The 15,408-nt window shown below is 62.3% G+C and carries 14 protein-coding genes; 8 read left to right on the forward strand and 6 right to left on the reverse strand.

Translation table 11 applies throughout. The features are described 5' to 3' along the window. Nucleotides 1-59 precede the first annotated feature (59 nt). The 7 genes from AOZ07_RS15600 to AOZ07_RS15630 all read left to right on the forward strand — a co-directional run bounded on the left by AOZ07_RS15600 (nt 60) and on the right by AOZ07_RS15630 (nt 7,553). Nucleotides 60-719 (forward strand): GntR family transcriptional regulator, encoded by a 660-nt coding sequence (locus tag AOZ07_RS15600; protein ID WP_060702823.1) that lies wholly within the window; start codon nt 60-62, stop codon nt 717-719. Nucleotides 720-754: 35 nt separating this feature from the next. Further along, complete coding sequence (locus AOZ07_RS15605) at nt 755-2,140, forward strand: helix-turn-helix domain-containing protein (RefSeq protein WP_060702824.1); 1,386 nt, start codon at nt 755-757, stop codon at nt 2,138-2,140. Nucleotides 2,141-2,346: 206 nt separating this feature from the next. Next, nucleotides 2,347-3,363, forward strand: coding sequence for a Fe2+-enterobactin ABC transporter substrate-binding protein (gene fepB, locus AOZ07_RS15610; RefSeq protein WP_194943696.1), 1,017 nt, complete (start codon nt 2,347-2,349; stop codon nt 3,361-3,363). Nucleotides 3,364-3,369: 6 nt separating this feature from the next. Further along, on the forward strand, nt 3,370-4,392 hold the full coding sequence (locus tag AOZ07_RS15615) for a FecCD family ABC transporter permease (RefSeq protein ID WP_060702826.1): 1,023 nt from the start codon (nt 3,370-3,372) through the stop codon (nt 4,390-4,392). Beyond that, nucleotides 4,392-5,396, forward strand: a complete 1,005-nt coding sequence (locus AOZ07_RS15620; RefSeq protein ID WP_060702827.1) for a FecCD family ABC transporter permease — start codon at nt 4,392-4,394, stop codon at nt 5,394-5,396. Before AOZ07_RS15615 ends, AOZ07_RS15620 begins: the two co-directional genes overlap by 1 nt. Before the next feature lie 38 nt (nt 5,397-5,434). Beyond that, the gene (locus AOZ07_RS15625; RefSeq protein WP_060702828.1) at nt 5,435-6,271 is read left to right on the forward strand and encodes a siderophore-interacting protein; all 837 of its coding nucleotides are present in this window, start codon (nt 5,435-5,437) and stop codon (nt 6,269-6,271) included. Next, on the forward strand, nt 6,252-7,553 hold the full coding sequence (locus tag AOZ07_RS15630) for an alpha/beta hydrolase-fold protein (RefSeq protein ID WP_194943697.1): 1,302 nt from the start codon (nt 6,252-6,254) through the stop codon (nt 7,551-7,553). The genes AOZ07_RS15625 and AOZ07_RS15630 overlap by 20 nt, the downstream gene beginning before the upstream one ends. 114 nt (nt 7,554-7,667) lie before the next feature. Here AOZ07_RS15630 and AOZ07_RS15635 read toward each other — a convergent pair whose 3' ends face one another. Beyond that, nucleotides 7,668-9,008: an MATE family efflux transporter gene (locus AOZ07_RS15635; protein ID WP_060702830.1), complete on the reverse strand. Its 1,341-nt coding sequence runs from the start codon at nt 9,006-9,008 to the stop codon at nt 7,668-7,670. 157 nt (nt 9,009-9,165) lie between these two features. Between AOZ07_RS15635 and AOZ07_RS15640 the strand changes: the two genes are divergently transcribed. Then, nucleotides 9,166-9,999 carry an MBL fold metallo-hydrolase gene (locus AOZ07_RS15640; RefSeq protein ID WP_060702831.1) on the forward strand — a complete coding sequence of 278 codons (834 nt, stop codon included), beginning with the start codon at nt 9,166-9,168 and terminating at the stop codon, nt 9,997-9,999. 37 nt (nt 10,000-10,036) lie between these two features. Here AOZ07_RS15640 and AOZ07_RS15645 read toward each other — a convergent pair whose 3' ends face one another. The 5 genes from AOZ07_RS15645 to AOZ07_RS15665 all read right to left on the reverse strand — a co-directional run bounded on the left by AOZ07_RS15645 (nt 10,037) and on the right by AOZ07_RS15665 (nt 15,290). After that, nucleotides 10,037-11,239, reverse strand: a complete 1,203-nt coding sequence (locus AOZ07_RS15645) for an MFS transporter (RefSeq protein ID WP_060702832.1) — start codon at nt 11,237-11,239, stop codon at nt 10,037-10,039. A 4-nt stretch (nt 11,240-11,243) separates the two neighbouring features. Beyond that, a complete protein-coding gene (locus tag AOZ07_RS15650) occupies nt 11,244-11,981 on the reverse strand; it encodes a CPBP family intramembrane glutamic endopeptidase (protein WP_236995205.1) in 738 nt (245 codons plus the stop codon). A gap of 206 nt (nt 11,982-12,187) precedes the next feature. Continuing rightward, nucleotides 12,188-12,952, reverse strand: a complete 765-nt coding sequence (aqpZ, locus tag AOZ07_RS15655) for an aquaporin Z (RefSeq protein ID WP_060702834.1) — start codon at nt 12,950-12,952, stop codon at nt 12,188-12,190. Between the two features lie 106 nt (nt 12,953-13,058). Beyond that, entirely contained in the window at nt 13,059-14,081 is a 1,023-nt protein-coding gene (locus AOZ07_RS15660; protein WP_194943698.1) for an FUSC family protein, read from the reverse strand. A 291-nt stretch (nt 14,082-14,372) separates the two neighbouring features. Beyond that, nucleotides 14,373-15,290: a LysR family transcriptional regulator gene (locus AOZ07_RS15665; protein WP_060702836.1), complete on the reverse strand. Its 918-nt coding sequence runs from the start codon at nt 15,288-15,290 to the stop codon at nt 14,373-14,375. Between the last annotated feature and the right edge of the window lie 118 nt (nt 15,291-15,408).

The raw sequence follows: 15,408 nt of genomic DNA on the forward strand, positions 1-15,408 counted from the left end.
TTTATCAGATCAGCACCTAGCGCAGGTCGCAAAGTTACGCCCGGAAGATTCGGAGAATCATGGCCAGCTCGCTCTCCGAACGACTCACCGGCATCTTGCGTGAACGCATCAACCGCGGCGAACTCGCACCCGGGACGGTGGTGATTGAACCGGCTTTGGCGCAAGAGTTTGAAGTTTCCAAAACTCCCGTCCGTGAATCCTTGCGGCAGCTCGCCAGCGAGGGGCTGCTCGAGGTCCTGCCTAAAAAGGGCTACCTCGTGCGCGCCATTTCGCTGAACGATATTTACGAAGTCCTGGAATTGCGGCGGCTCCTTGAACCACACGTGGCATCCGAAGTTGCCGCACTGCACTCGGCGCAACTGGCAACCAGCCTCAGCGCCCACCTGAAAGACCAGGAAGAGCTGGCAGTCAGCGATCCCATTGCTTCCATGCACGCGGCCCGCCAGTTCCACAGCGAACTGTGCGCGGCCTCGCGCAACTCCCGGATCACCGCCAGCTTGGAGAACTGCCTGGCGCAAACCGCGCGCGCCCATTATGTCCTGCCTTCCATGCAACCCTACATGTCGCAATCCGGGGAACTCGCCGAACACCAGCGTATTCTGGCCGCTATCCAGAATTCCGATGCCGGCGCAGCCCATCAGGCGATGGCCGAACACCTTGATTCCATCCGCCGGGCCATGCTGGGCGAATACCCGGTTCGGCAGTCACTGATAAGCTGACAGCAGTTCTGCCACCAGAAACCAGGAGCGCACCCATGCAGCACCAGGCATCGGCCTATCCCGCGGTCAGCGCCGATGTACTGGTCGCCTGGAAATGCAATCTGAACTACACCATCGTCGTCTGGGTTCACCAGGGCACCGCGCGCGTGCATTTTGAAGATGAAGTCATCTCGCTGCGGCCGGGCCAGGCGCTATGGATTCCTCAGCGCACGGCTCATATGGTTGAACACGCTGCCGATAGCCTGGCCTTGGCGATCCTCATCCCGGCGCGCCATAGCGGGCCGGCGACCGGCCGGCTGCTGCGAATCGAAGTTCCATCGGGACAAACTGGCTGGATGTTCTACCTCATGCTGCTCACGCTCTCGCCGTTGCATCGGGGCCAGATGCCGACGGCGCGTGTTGCGGAGCACCTGGCCCACTTTGTTGTTAAAGAGCACCGCTCTCCAGCATCGCCTCTGCCACCGGCGCGCCACCCGGCGTTGGAACGTGCGCGCAGGCTCTTGCGCCATGAACCGGCAACTGTGCGCACCCTTGGCGATGTGTCCGCCCGGCTGGCGGTTTCCGAACGTACTTTGCGCCGGCAGATTTCCGCCGAATATGCCATGGGCTTTGGCGATTTCCGGCAACGCTGCCTCGCTGTGGACACCACCCCGGATCAAGACCGACCATGGCAGCCGGTGCCGGCCATGTCTACACGCTGGATGAGTTTTCCGCAGCATCGGTATGCGCTGTGGGCCTACCAGGGACGCGGTTCCGTGAGCCTGTCCGCCCCCGGCGCGGACGAGCAGCAGATTCACACCCAGCGCCTGGAGGCCGGCGAGCTATTGGTGATTCCCGACGGTTATTCGGTCCGCCTGTCCATTGATTCCGGAGCGCTCTTCTTTCCGTTGAGCATGCCATTGGCAGGCAGCGGGCAACGCACGCATCTGCGCCTTCCGCTGCGTATTCCTCCAGAACTCGAGCCGCAGCTGATACGCCAAGCCATCGCCCACATCACCGCGCTGCGGCCGCCGCACTTTGATCGGCGCGAAGTTTTCACTTTGTTGGAGCGAGGCAACCATTACCCCGGGCTGCGCTGGCCAGAGGACCCCAGCCTGGCGGGCATTGCCCGGCGCCTGCTTCTGGATACCGCTGGATCAGCCAATCTCGCCGAGCTGGCCGCGGAACACGGACTAAGCCCGCGGAGCCTGCAACGCCAATGGCGCGAGGCAACCGGCCAATCGCTGGCAGCTTGGTGGATGGCCTATCGCATGCAGCGTGCCGAGGGCATGCTCGCGGCCGGTTTTTCGATAAATTCCGTGGCCCGCTGGGTGGGCTACGGGCATGTCCCGAATTTCTCGCGCGCCTTTCTCGCCGCACGGGGTCGTCGTCCCGGTTCCGTGCACCATTCCACAGTTTCCGGACAAAGAAATATCTATTAACGACAAATTTCTTTTGCATCCGAGAACCCGGCATTCACGGATTTTCTAGGCCTTATGGCCTCGGAGTCGGACTTCTCCCGGCCTTTGATGTATGGGTACCCTAACTGGCTAAGGATAGGCTCTCATCTCGTTATTGCTCGTTCGCCTTGCTCCTGGATCCTGCCCTGTGCAGCATCGAGCAAGCCACCACCAAGGAGAGAATCCAGGTGCGTTTCAACCTTCGTACGATTGCTTCAACCTCCGTAGCCGCGACGCTGATGCTGGGCCTCGGGGCCTGCACCGCCAGCGGCTCCGCTACGCCGGAAACCAGCGACACCCAGTCTTCGGCCACTCAACAGAGCCAATGGCCACGCACCATCACCGATGAAAAAGGTTCGGTGACCATCGAAGAACAGCCCAAGCGCATTGTGAACACCGCAATGTCCACCACCGGGTCCCTGCTGGCCATTGACGCACCCGTGGCTGCCACCACTGTCACTACCCCCGGACCGGAAGCCGACTCCAACGGATTCTTCACCCAGTGGAGTGAGGCAGCTGCTGCCGCCAACGTGCAGCCGCTGTACAAGATCGGCAACTTCGATCTGGAATCAATCATCGCCCAGGACCCCGATCTGATTGTTGTCTCAACCTCCGGCGCCGACTCGGTGATGGACCACTACGACCAGCTCAAGGAAATCGCCCCTACCATCGTGGTGAACTACTCCAATAAGGACTGGCCAGAGCTAACTCGTCAGTTGGCCGCGGCCACCGGGCATGAAGCTGAAGCGGAGAAGATCATCTCTGAATTCGACGAACGAGCGGCACAGGTCAAGGAAAAGCTGGCTATTCCGTCTGGCACCACAGCCTCCATCGTTTCCTACAACAAGGGCTCGGCCTCCCCGGTAGGCAAGACCACCGGACCACACTCCCGGCTGATCACAGCCCTCGGCTTTGAGGTCGTCGAGCCACCGGAAGAGTACAACACCAACCCGCAGAAGCGTGATGACTTCGTCTTCACCTCGTACGAGGGTCTGGCAAAGTCCGCCACCGGCGATGCGACCTTCCTGATTGCGGCCACCGAGGACACCGCCAAGAGCTTCCTCTCGGATCCCACCTTGGCCAACTTGCCTTCGGTCAAAAGCAAGAATGTCTTCCCGCTGGCCAACTCCTTCCGCCTGGACTACTACTCATCCAGCCAGATCCTGGACTACTTCGAGAACGACTTCCCTTCCTTGGCAAAGTAAGGCCACGTGTTCCAACCGCGCCCCACACCAGGACGCCGCGCACCACTGCTGTGGTGGGCGGCCGCCTTGGCCACGCTCTGCATCCTGATAGCCTGCTCCTTTGCAGTCGGCTCCGCTTCCATCGGGCTGCGCGAATCATTGCGTGCCATCACCGACTTCGACCCCTCCAATACCGAGCATCTGCTCGTGCATGAGCTGCGCATTCCCCGTACCTTCCTGGCCATGCTGGTCGGCGCGGGACTGGGGCTGTCCGGAGCGCTCATGCAATCGCTCACTCGCAATCCGCTGGCCGAGCCGGGGTTGCTCGGCGTCAATTCAGGAGCCGCCTTTGCGGTGGCCATCGCCATCACGCTCGGAGTGATCCAGCCGGCGGTGCTGATGCTCTTTGCCTTTATCGGCGCCGGCATCAGCGCCATCGCCGTCTTTATGCTCGGCCAGCGCAGCACCCGGGGAAATGACCTCTCCCGCATGGTCCTGGCCGGAGCCGGACTCTCGGTTATGCTCGCGGCAGCAACCACCATTTTGATCATCGGAGGAACCTCGCAAAACCAAACTAAATACGCTTCCTGGGCCACTGGTTCGCTGCAAGGGCGCGGCTACGATGTCCTGCCGACCACCCTGGTCGTGATCCTGATTGGCGCGGTGCTGGCCCTGGGCATGTCACGCACCCTTGATGCACTAGCCCTGGGCGAAGACTCTGCCAAGGCCCTGGGCATTAGCACGCAACGTACTTGGGTACTCGGGCTCCTGGGCATCGTCCTTCTCTCCGGGGCCGCTACCGCGGCAGCCGGACCGATCAGCTTTATCGGCTTGGCCGCCCCTCACGCCGCGCGCATGCTAACAGGAATCCAGCACCATCGCCTGCTTCCTCTGTCCATGGCCTTGGGAGCCCTCGCATTGCTCATTGCCGATATCCTCGGTCGAGTTGTCGTGATACCCGACGAAGTCGGCGCCGGGGCCATGAGTGCATTGATCGGCGCACCGCTATTCATCCTGTTGGCTCGACGCATGCTCAAGGCAGGTAGCTAATGGCAAAAAGCCACTACACGAAGTCACGCCGGCATACGGTGATGATCACTCTGGGTGCGCTCCTGTGCGTATTGGCCATCGTGGCGCTGGGCACTGGAACCATTAGGCTAGCGCCCGCAGAAGTACTCAGCGTCTTGGGCGGAAACGGCAGCCAACGGGATCGGCTGGTCATTGGCTCTATCCGCGCACCACGTGTATTGACCGCCATCGGAGTGGGCGCGGCCTTGGGCGCGGCCGGAGCCAGTTTCCAATCCATCGCCCGCAACCCGTTGGGCAGCCCCGATATCATCGGCTTCACCACCGGGGCCGCCACTGGCGCGGTGGCGCAGATCGTCGTGTTCAATGCCGGCGCCCTGGCCACGGCGGGTGCGGCGATGGCTTGCGGCCTGCTCACCGCAGGGCTGGTCTACTCCCTTTCCTATGCTCGGGCACGCACCGGCGGCCAGCGCCTGGTCATCATCGGCATCGGGGTCAGCGCCATGCTCTCGGCTGCCAATACACTGCTCCTGGCCAAGGGCGACGCAGACCTGGCCGCACAGGCCAACCTCTGGCTCACAGGTTCATTGGGTGGACGCAGCTGGCCTGATGCGCTGTTGGTCTTGCTGGCTCTGGCTTTCCTCCTGCCGGTCCTGTTGTGGCAGTCCACCGGGATGACCCTGTTGGAAATGGGCGACGACGCGGCGCGTGCCCTGGGCGTTGGGGCCGAAACCGTGCGCCGCGTAACCATCTTCACCGCAGTCTGCCTCAGCGCCGCGGCTACCGCGGCGGCCGGACCTGTAGCTTTCGTGGCCTTGGCTTCAGGGGCGGTTATTCGCCAGTTGATCGGTTCGCGCAACGTACCCATTGTGCCCGCGGCGCTCACCGGCGCCGTCTTGCTGCTCGGCTGTGACGTGGCGCTGCAACAGCTGCCCATGCAGTGGCAAATGCCCATCGGCATGGCCACCGCACTCGGTGGCGGCCTCTACCTGCTTTTCCTGTTGACCCGGGCTCCTGCACGGCGCTAGCAACCCCCAATATTCACTAACCCGAAGGAGTCTTCCCTGTGAGTGCCCATACTTTGATCGTCAAAGAAATTCTGGACTACACCCCGCGGATGCGCCGCGTCGTCTTCCACGGGGAGGGCGTACGCGCCTATGCCGCCGACGGGCCAGCCGTCCCCAATATCAAGATCTATTTCCCCCGTCCCGGGCAAGAACTGGATTTCCCCCAGCGTGATGCCAGCACCGGCCGGTGGCACTTTGCAGGTGACCAGCGCTCGAGGGTGAGGACCTACACGGTTCGCTGGCTTGATGCCGATGCCTCGCGGATAGCCATCGACTTTGTCCGCCACGGCGACGAAGGACTGGCCAGCGCGTGGGTGGAGAGGATCAGTGCGGGAAGCAAGCTCGGCGCTTTCGGCGGAGGTGGACGAGTACTCAAGCCCGGCGGGACAGCGCTCATGTTCGGCGATGAAACGGCGCTGCCGGCGATCAGCGACACCCTTGAGCAGATGCCCGAAAACCAGGAAGGCGAGGTGTTTATCGAGGTGGCCGACGCGCAAGAAATCCATGAACTGCGTGCGCCAGCAGGAATTCGCATCACTTGGCTATCGCGCGCCGGCGCACCAGCGGGCAGTACCCATAACCTGATCAACGCCATGGAAAGCTATCAGGTGGCACACCCGCAGCAGATCCACCTGTGGGTGTCGGCCGAATCTGAAGTGGTTCGATTTGCCCGCTCATGGGCTGCACAGGCCGAAATCCCCAAGGCGAACCGCCTGATTATCGGCTATTGGCATCGGACCCTCGATGAGGTGTCCTATGCCTATGATTCGGACCATGACCGCGTCGCCGACGAGATGGCCTACGAACGCCCCGGCCATGAAGAACATGCGCACTAGGCCCGGCACGGCCTCGGGGTCCCCGCGCTGTTTCGGCTACCTGAATGCCACCCGGCCCGATGAAGAATTACGCGCCTGGAGGCACGCACTCCGCAACGGCGAGCTGCACACCCCGGTCTTTGAGGCAACGGCAGATCCAGCCCTGGTGTACGCCCATTTCCTTCTGGCCGATGATGGGCAGCCTGCGCCGCTGACCGCAGCGATCTTGTCGGCCAATGCGCTGGTGGATCACCGTGATCTCGCCGCCAGCGAATTCGAGAAAATCGCGGACGGCTTGTGGGCGGTGACCTTGCAGGTTCCCGCCGATTGGCGTGCTGGCTACCGCATCACCACCCACCGTGGCGCCGGTCTGCCCGCATGGCGCATCGAAACCGAACGCCGGCCTATCCGGCTGGCCGCCGACGCCGGAGGAATTGATGAATCCAATCAGTTGGTGGGAGCAACCATGAATGGCGCCCCGGTGTCCTTGGCCTATGCCCCTGCCAGCCGGATTCCTAGCTCGCTGGCGACTGCGACCCCGGACTGGCACCGCCCTGGTCCCGCGGTCGGGGGCTGGGGAGGGCCGGGACAAGCACCTGGAATCAAGCACCCCAGGCTGCATCATCACGAACTTTATGATGAAAATTGCCAACGCCCCCGAGACCTGTGGATGTATGTACCGGCCCAGGCCGTTGGCCCTACACCACTGGCCATTGTGCACGACGGTGCCACCTACGCTCGGTTCCTTGCGGCCGCGGAATCATTGGATGCAGCTATTGCTTCCGGCGAGCTTGCCCCGCTGCATGTGCTGTTCATCGACAGCACCACTGTTCAGATCAGAAGCGAGGAACTCCCCGTGCTCGCGGGAACCACTACTTCTATCGCCGAGCAGTTCCTGCCGTGGGCCCGCAATCATTACCGGATCTCCATGCGCCGCGACGACGTGCTAATTAATGGTGCTTCCTTTGGCGGTCTGGCAGCCCTGCTGATGCTCTGCCACTACCCGCATCTGGTGGGTCGCGCGATCGCACAGTCCCCCTCCCTATGGCACACCGACCTTGCAAAGCACATCGTGGCGCTGCCGGAAAACAGCACGGTGCTGATCCAGGCTGGCTGTTACGAAACGGATATCCACGAGGGGTGCCTTCGCCTCATGGAGCACCTGTGCGAGTATCCGCCGGCGGCCCAGGTGGACTTCGAGTCGCTGAGCGGTGGGCATGACTGGTCATGGTGGAATCCGGAACTGCTCTGCGGACTAGCCAGATTCTTCCCCGGAGCGGCCCACACCGGCGGGTCGATATAGCGCCCGTTGCCGGCACCGTGCTGGTCGCCCAGCTCCGGCACAGTTCCCAGAGCCCCAGTGGACGGGGTGGACATGAAAGGTGCTGGTCTGGGCAACCAGCAGCCAGCGTCCTAGCTAGTGGCCCAAGCGCATCCAGGCGGTTCCCCGGGCGCGCACCCACAAGGTGATCCCGCGGGAAGCCATGAATCCCAGCGCAAAGGCCACCCAGATCCACCAGATTGCCGAGCGCGGATCGCTGGTGAAGGCCAGGACCGCCCAAAGCATCGGAGCGTAGACCGCCAGATTCACCACGCTGGCCAGGCCCAGGTAGCGGGCATCCCCGGCGCCGATCAGCACCCCATCGAGCACGAAGACCAGTCCGCACAGCGGCTGGGACAAAGCCAGAACCCACAGTCCCACGGTGGTCAGCTCGCGGATCTGCTCGTCGGGGGTGAACATCATCGGGAAAACCCATGACGAGGCGAGCAGCAGCAGGCCGGTGGCCACGCCGAAATAGATTCCCCAGCGGCTCATGATGCCGGTGAGCTTGCGGACCCGCACCGCATCCCCGCGCCCCAGCTCCTGGCCGATCATCGCTTGGGCCGCAATGGCCAGCGCATCCAGCGCAAAAGCCAGGAAGCTGAAGATGGTGAAGACCAGCTGATGGGCTGCCAGGGTCTGGGTTCCGGAGCTGGTGGCGACAAAGACGGTCAGCAGCAGGGCCGCGCGCATGGTCAGGTTGCGCAGCATCAGCCAGGACCCGACCTGGCCGGTGGAGATGAATCCGGCCCAGCTGGGAGCCAGCGCGATTCCTTGCTGGCGGATCCGCGGCAAGAGCATCCACAAATAGACCGCTGCCATGATCCACTGGGCGATCGATGTGCCCAGGGCGGCACCGGCCACGGACATGTTCGCCCCGTAGACCAGGGCGAAGTTCAGGACGATATTCAAGCCGAAACCGGCAGTGGCAACCACCAGCGGGGTCTTGGTATCCTGCATTCCGCGCAGGACGCCGGTGGCAGCCAATACCAGCAGCATCGCGGTCAGCCCCGGCAGCGAATAGTGGATGTAGTCCACCGCAAAATCCGTGGCCGGCCCCACAGAACCCATGGCCTGCACCAGGGGCCTGGCGGTGAGGTATCCCAGCACTGAGAGCACCACGCCCAGGACCACCGCGAACCACATGCCATCGCGTCCGGCGGCCATCGCCTGCCCGGGACGCCCCGCGCCAATCGCGCGGGCGACCGCAGGGGTGGTGGCATAGGCCAGGAAGATCATCAGCCCCACCGCGGTCTGCAGGACCGTGGTGCCCAGGGCAGCACCCGCCAATTCGTCCACGCCAAGGTGGCCGACGATGGCCGAATCAGCGAGCAAGAAGAGCGGCTCGGCGATCAGCGCGCCAAGGGCAGGAACTGCCAGGGCCAGGATCTGCCGGGAAATGTTCTTCGGGGAATCGGTGGGGGTTGAGGAACTCACGCTTCCCACTCTACGAAGCGCAAGGACGTTTCACCATTTAATATCGCTGGGCGAGATGCCTCAGGCAGATGCCGTCTACCGGATGGAGTAGAAACGCATTAGGTTGGAAGCAACCCAAGAGGCCGTGGGGACGCGGCCAGAAGGAGCAGCAGTGCCCATGAGCCAGGAGCACCTCGATCAGTGGCAGTGCGCAGGATGCGCCGTGGAGTTCCCGCCCGGCGCGCAGCCTGAGGGGCTGTGCCCGATCTGCGCCGACGAGCGCCAATACATTCCCGGAGGCACCCAACGCTGGATGCGGACCGGTGATCTGGTGGCGGACGGCCACGAGCTGACCCTCACGGAACTTGAACCCGGGCTGACGGCCATCGCTTCCCCGGAAATCGGCATTGGGCAAAGCGCCTTGCTGGTTCAGACCACCGGCGGCAATCTGCTCTTCGATGTTCCCGGGCTGATCACCGAGCAGATCATCGCCTGGCTGCAGTCCTGTGGCGGGTTGGCCGGGATCGTCGCCAGCCATCCGCACATGTACGGGGTGCAGCAGCAGTACAGCCAGGCATTTGGCGGCGTCCCGATCTACGTGGCACAGGCGGATGCCCGGTGGGTCCAATATTCATCTTCGGCGATCAAGCTCTGGAAGGATGCCTTTGAGGTCCTGCCCGGCATCACGCTGAAGCAATTGGGCGGGCATTTCCCTGGCAGCACCGTCGCCTGCTGGCAGGCCGGCGCCGATGGGCGTGGTGTGCTCTTGGCTGGAGATGCCATCTTCCCGGTGGCTGATGGCAACGTGACTTTTCTGCGCAGCTACCCCAACCGGATTCCGCTTTCGGCGCCCGTGGTGCGCCGCATGGCCAAGAGCTTGGAAGAGCTCGAATTTGACCGCCTCTACAACAACTTCGCCAGTTGCGTCCTCACGGATGCGCAGCGGATTGTCCAGTTTTCCGCGGATCGCTACGCCCGCTGGGTGTCGGGAGAATTCGACCATCTGACCTGATCTGGCGGGGATTTCAGATATTCCTCCTGCGGAATATCTAGGCTTTGCCCAATGACGGATCGCGCTTGGAGAGGAACGAGGCCAAGACCATCGCCACCGCCTGCAGCACGACCACCGAGAGCACCACGCTGCCCCACCCGTAGTGCATGAACGGGATGCCGATGAGCCATCCCAGCACCGAGGAACCGACGTAGTACAACAGGTTGTAGAGGCTCGATGCCTGGGCTCGCGCGCCTGAGGCGAGCACCGGAACCCAGCCGCTGGCCACCGCATGGGCCGCGAAGAAGCCCGCGGTGAAGACCAGCAGCCCGGCAACAATGACGACGAGATTGCCCGCAAGGGTCAAGGCCAGTCCCGCGGCGCTGCACAAGATGCTCAGGCGCAGCGTATTGCGGCGCCTAATTCTGGCCACCACCTTCCCGCTGGCCACCGAGGTGTAGGTGCCAGACAGATACGCCAAGAACACCAGGGCCGCGAGGGATGACGGGATGAGATAGGGAGGCGCTTCCAGCCGAAACGCCAGATAGTTGTAGACCGCGACGAAGCCGCCCATGAGCAAGAAGCCCTGGGCATAGACCAGAATCATCTTCCCGCGCAGCGCTTGGCCGAACTTCGCGGCGATCGCCTTGAGGTTCTGGTCCCGGATGGGTGCGAAGCCTTGGGCTGCGGGGGCTTTGAGCAAGAAGAACAGCGTGGCCAGTCCGGCCATGATGCTCACCGCCGCGATCCCCCAACGCCACCCCGCAGGCTCGCCAACGAAACTGGCCACCAGCCTTCCGGCCAGTCCGCCCAAGGTGGTTCCCGAGATGTAGGTGCCGCTGGCTACGGCCACGGCCCTGGGGCTGACCTCGTCCACGAGGAATGCCAGGGCAGATCCGGGTACCCCGGCCAGGGCGATGCCTTCAAAGAACCGGATGACAACGAGCGACTGGAACGTCGGCGACTGGGTGCTGAGCAGTCCCAGCAGTACCGAGGCGACCAGCGCCGCGCAGATGACCCTGCGCCGGCCAATCCGATCCGAGATAATGGCCCACGGCGTCACCGCAAGGGCCAGCCCCAAGGTCGCTGACGAGACCGCCAGCGCGGCTTGGGACGAGGTGATGCGGAAGTCATTGGAGATGACTGGCAGCAGCCCCTGCACTGCGTAGAGCTGGGAGAAAGTGGCCACGCCGCTGGCAAAGAGGGCCAGCAGCATGCCGCGGTAAGCAGGAGTGCGTGGTTCATGTCCGGCAAACGGCACTGCTTCAGGCTCCTGCAGGTAGTAGCGGGTAGAGAAGATAGACGACCAGCAGGGCAATGGTGTTATTCAGAACATGCAGCATGTAGGAGTAGGCCATCGACTTGCCACTGAGGATGTAGGCCAGGCCCATCGTGATGCCGAGCATGAAATAGGGGACGACTTCCAGCCAGGACCCGACGCCCGCGCCGACGAAGTGGATCCCCGCGAAGAGGACGGTGGAGAACAGCAGGCAAATCCAGATATTGAATTTGCGTGACAGCTTGCCGATCAGCAGGTGGCGGAAGAAGTATTCCTCGACAAACGGGCCAAAGAGCGCTGTGACGACCAGCATCACGGGCAGCGGCACGGTCGTGGCCATGCCTTCCAGGGCGGCTTGGTTTTCGCTGGTCACCACTTGGCCGGTGAGTCCTGCGATGATCGCGTTGACCATGATGGTCAGCAGCCAGCCTCCGGGCAGCATCAGCCACTTCGCCCACGGGTGGTAGCGCATGGTCTTGAAGGAATCGAAGAACTGCGGACCGCATTGGAACATCGCGAGAATGAAGAAGCCGACATACAGGATGAGGTTGATGCCGAAGAGCGCTTGCTCCTGGGTTTCGAACGCCGCCATGTAGCCCGGGACGAGCGCAATCAGCCCGGCTGCTCCCCCGATGAAGAAGACCAGGTAGGCCAGCATCGTCCACGCATCGCCCTTGCTGAACTTGCCGGCGTTGAAGACGCGTTGCCTGGGCCGTACAGCCATGTATCGAACTGGGTGCTCTGGCCATTGTTGCATGGTACAAGCCTAATGGGCTTGCCTATGGATTTGCCTCAACCGTGAGCGAGCAGACGCAGATCGCCGTCCTTGCCGGTGCCCAGGCGCTACAACGCCCGAGGGCGATCACTGCATGATCAGTGATCACCCTCGGGCGCAGAGAGCTGGCACTAGGCGCCAGAGAGGATCAGACCCTAGTTGCGGTCGAATCCTTCGCGGCCCTTGTCGACGAAGGCCGGGAACAAGACCTTGTAGCTGACACCGGCAATAGCCGCGCCAATAATCGGCGCGAGAATGAACAGCCAGACCTGGCCCAAGGCCTCAGGACCGGCAAACCAGGCTACGCCCAGCGAACGAGCGGGGTTGACCGAGGTGTTGGTGACCGGAATCGACACCAGGTGGATCAGGGTCAACGACAGGCCGATGGCAATCGGGGCAAAGCCCTTGGGCGCGCGCTCGTCGGTGGAACCCAGGATCACGTAGAGGAAAATAGCGGTGAGGACGATTTCAGCAACCAAGGCCGCAACCAGGGAATAGCCATCGGGTGAACGATCGCCGTAGCCGTTGGAGGCAAATCCTGAATCAACTGCGCTGAAGCCATCCTTGCCCGAGGCGATCCAGAACAGCACCGCGCCGGCCACCGAAGCGGCAATGATCTGCGTGACGATATAAGGTGCCACGTCTTTCCATGGGGTGCGGCCAGCGAAGGCGGTGCCCAGGGTGACCGCAGGATTGAAGTGCCCTCCGGAGATATGCCCGACGGCGTAGGCCATGACCAATACGGTCAAGCCGAAGGCCAAAGCGACGCCCATGAATCCGATCCCCATGTTGACGGATTCATCTGCCATGACTTTTGCCGCGAAAATGGCCGAACCGCAGCCACCAAAGACCAGCACAAAGGTGCCCAAGAATTCTGCCGAAAGTTTTGCGCCCACAGTAGGCACGGATGCATCAGACATGCTTTCTTTTCCTTTCCTCGATGAAAATATGCGAGTTCAAGGACAGCTTATGTCCTGACAGCCGGATTCGGGTAGACCTCAGACTATTTAATAGAACTCATTTGTCTTATTTTTCATCGGGGTTCATGCTGCTGTTCGATTTCCGCGCTTCGCCTAGGTTGGCTTTCATGGATGAAGGGCGCCGTTCAAACACGGCGGCCGCCGCAATGCCGACCACCACGCCCAGCAGATTTCCCATGGCGCAGTCCCACACCAGCTGCGATCCGATCTTCGGATTGGCCAATTGGAGCATCAAGATAATCAGCGGGGTGAAGAAGCTGAGGGCAAGACCGTAGTTTCGAGCCATATAGGCCTCGGTAGGGAACATCAGCAAGATGATCAAGCACCCGATCACCGGCTCGCTGGGCGCCAGGTAGCTGATTCCCAACAGCGCGCCAATGCCAGCCAGGGTACCGGCGAGCCGGTGAGCGCCTCGCCGCAAGCGCCCTCGGGCATTGCCAGCGGCCAGCGGAACGGCCGCCCCGGCCAGGATCCACTGGAGATGTTCCACGTGCAGCAAGATCCCGACAGCTCCAGCCAGGAAAATCACCAGCAGGTAGGTTCTTGCCCTGCGCAGGATGGCGGGCCAGGGAATCACCGTGGCGCCCCTCCTGCGTTCGCCCATGGCTTCAAATCGATCGGCTTGGCCGAGCAAAACGCTGAACAGCGCGGTCGCCACGAACGCAATCAGCCCATCCACTGCAGGCAGCTCCCCCACCGGCAAGGTCCCCAAAGCGCCAAAGGCAAAAAGCGGGAAGAAGGCTCCGCCTGGCTTGATCCCATATCGATCGGCGATCACCGAGCTGAAGGCTGACCAGAACATTCCTCCGGCAAGCAGCACCCACCCATGCAATCCCAGGGGAGCCATGGCGATCCCGCAGATTCCCGCGCAGAGCATCATGGCCGCCCCGAGCAGCTGGTTCTTCAGCCGCTGCCAACGATGCGGAGCGCGTCCGTACATTCCGACGATGGAGCCGAACACCGCGTAGGCGAGGAGGTCTGTTCTGCCCGTTGCCAGCAATACGCTGCCGGGGATCCCCAGGCCCAGGCCAACGCGGACGGCCGGACGGATCTCCGGGCTGTGCGCCATGGCAAAACGCTGCCAGTCAATCAATGAAGCGGGCTTCGGCGTGGACTTCCGGATGGCCGTGAGGAGCGGCGTTGCTCTGCCCATCGTCAGCGCAGCCCTGGGACCAGCGTGGCACCTGGCCGGTTGCCGCTTTCGCTTGGCCCCCGGAGCACTGAAGCGCTGCCTCGTTCCATTGATTTATCCCCGCCTCCCGTCGCATGGCCTGAGTCGGTCATGAGCTCGGGCCTGTTTCTAGGTTCAGGGATATGCCTTGATCAAATCCAACAATCAGATCCGATGATCCAATAAACATTAGTTATGACGACTACTGGGAGCGCTATTAGCCGACGGAAAAATCTCAAAAATAATCTTCTGGAGCGCTCGCGTCATCAAAGTTAACGGATTGTCATCTTCCATCACCAGGGAAATCTGCGACGTGACCTGCGGATCATCCAGCCGGGTCAACTCGATTCCGGGAAGGGTGCCCAGCGGAGGCAGCCACTGGCGCGGGACAATGCTGGCCCAATTTCCCGTTGACACATGCGCGAGCAGCGTGACTATCGAGTCGCATTCGATGCGCGGAGAGACTTCCAGGCCATGCTCGCTGAGCGTCTGGTCCAGCACTTGGCGTCCCCTCAGGGATGAATCGAGAAGGCACAAAGGCAGCTCCAAGGCTGAGCTCCATGGCACCACCGCGTCTTGGGCGAGTACGCCCGTCGCGGTGAGCAGCACATGCTCCTCGGCATAGAGCGGATATACCAGCAGCCCGGCCACGTCCTGCGGCTCCGCATAGATCAGCCCCGCGTCCAGCTCATAGTTCCTGATCTGGCGGACAATCTCCTCCGACCGGAGGCTTGCCTGGACATTGATGCCCACTTCCGGATAGGCCCGGGCAAATTTGTCGGTGAGCGTTGCGACCGTGGAGGAGGCGGCAGGAACGGTGCCGATGCGCAGGGTTCCATTGAGCCCATGCTGGTAATGGGCAATTTCCTGTTTCAGCGATTCGTGGTCTTTCAGGAGTTTTCGAGCCCATTTGAGCACAGTCTCCCCTTCAACGGTCAAGCTCTGGAAGGCATGGCTGCGCCTGACCAGTGGCGCGCCCAGTTCCTTTTCAAGTTTTCGGATGCCTTCGGACAATGCTGGCTGGGAGACCGCGCATTCCTCGGCTGCCCGGGCAAAGTGCCCTTCATTGGCCAGCGCCACCAGATATTCCAACTGTCTAAGCATCATGATCACATTGCATCATCATCCGCGGAAAGATGCGCTATTGGTGACCTGGTCGCGCACTTTGGCGGCTTCTGAAACCCCTGGCCGAGCACGGCAAAGGCCCCGGGTTCCGGCAGGATTG

The sequence above is a fragment of the Glutamicibacter halophytocola genome (assembly GCF_001302565.1).
Classification (GTDB): Bacteria; Actinomycetota; Actinomycetes; order Actinomycetales; family Micrococcaceae; genus Glutamicibacter; species Glutamicibacter halophytocola.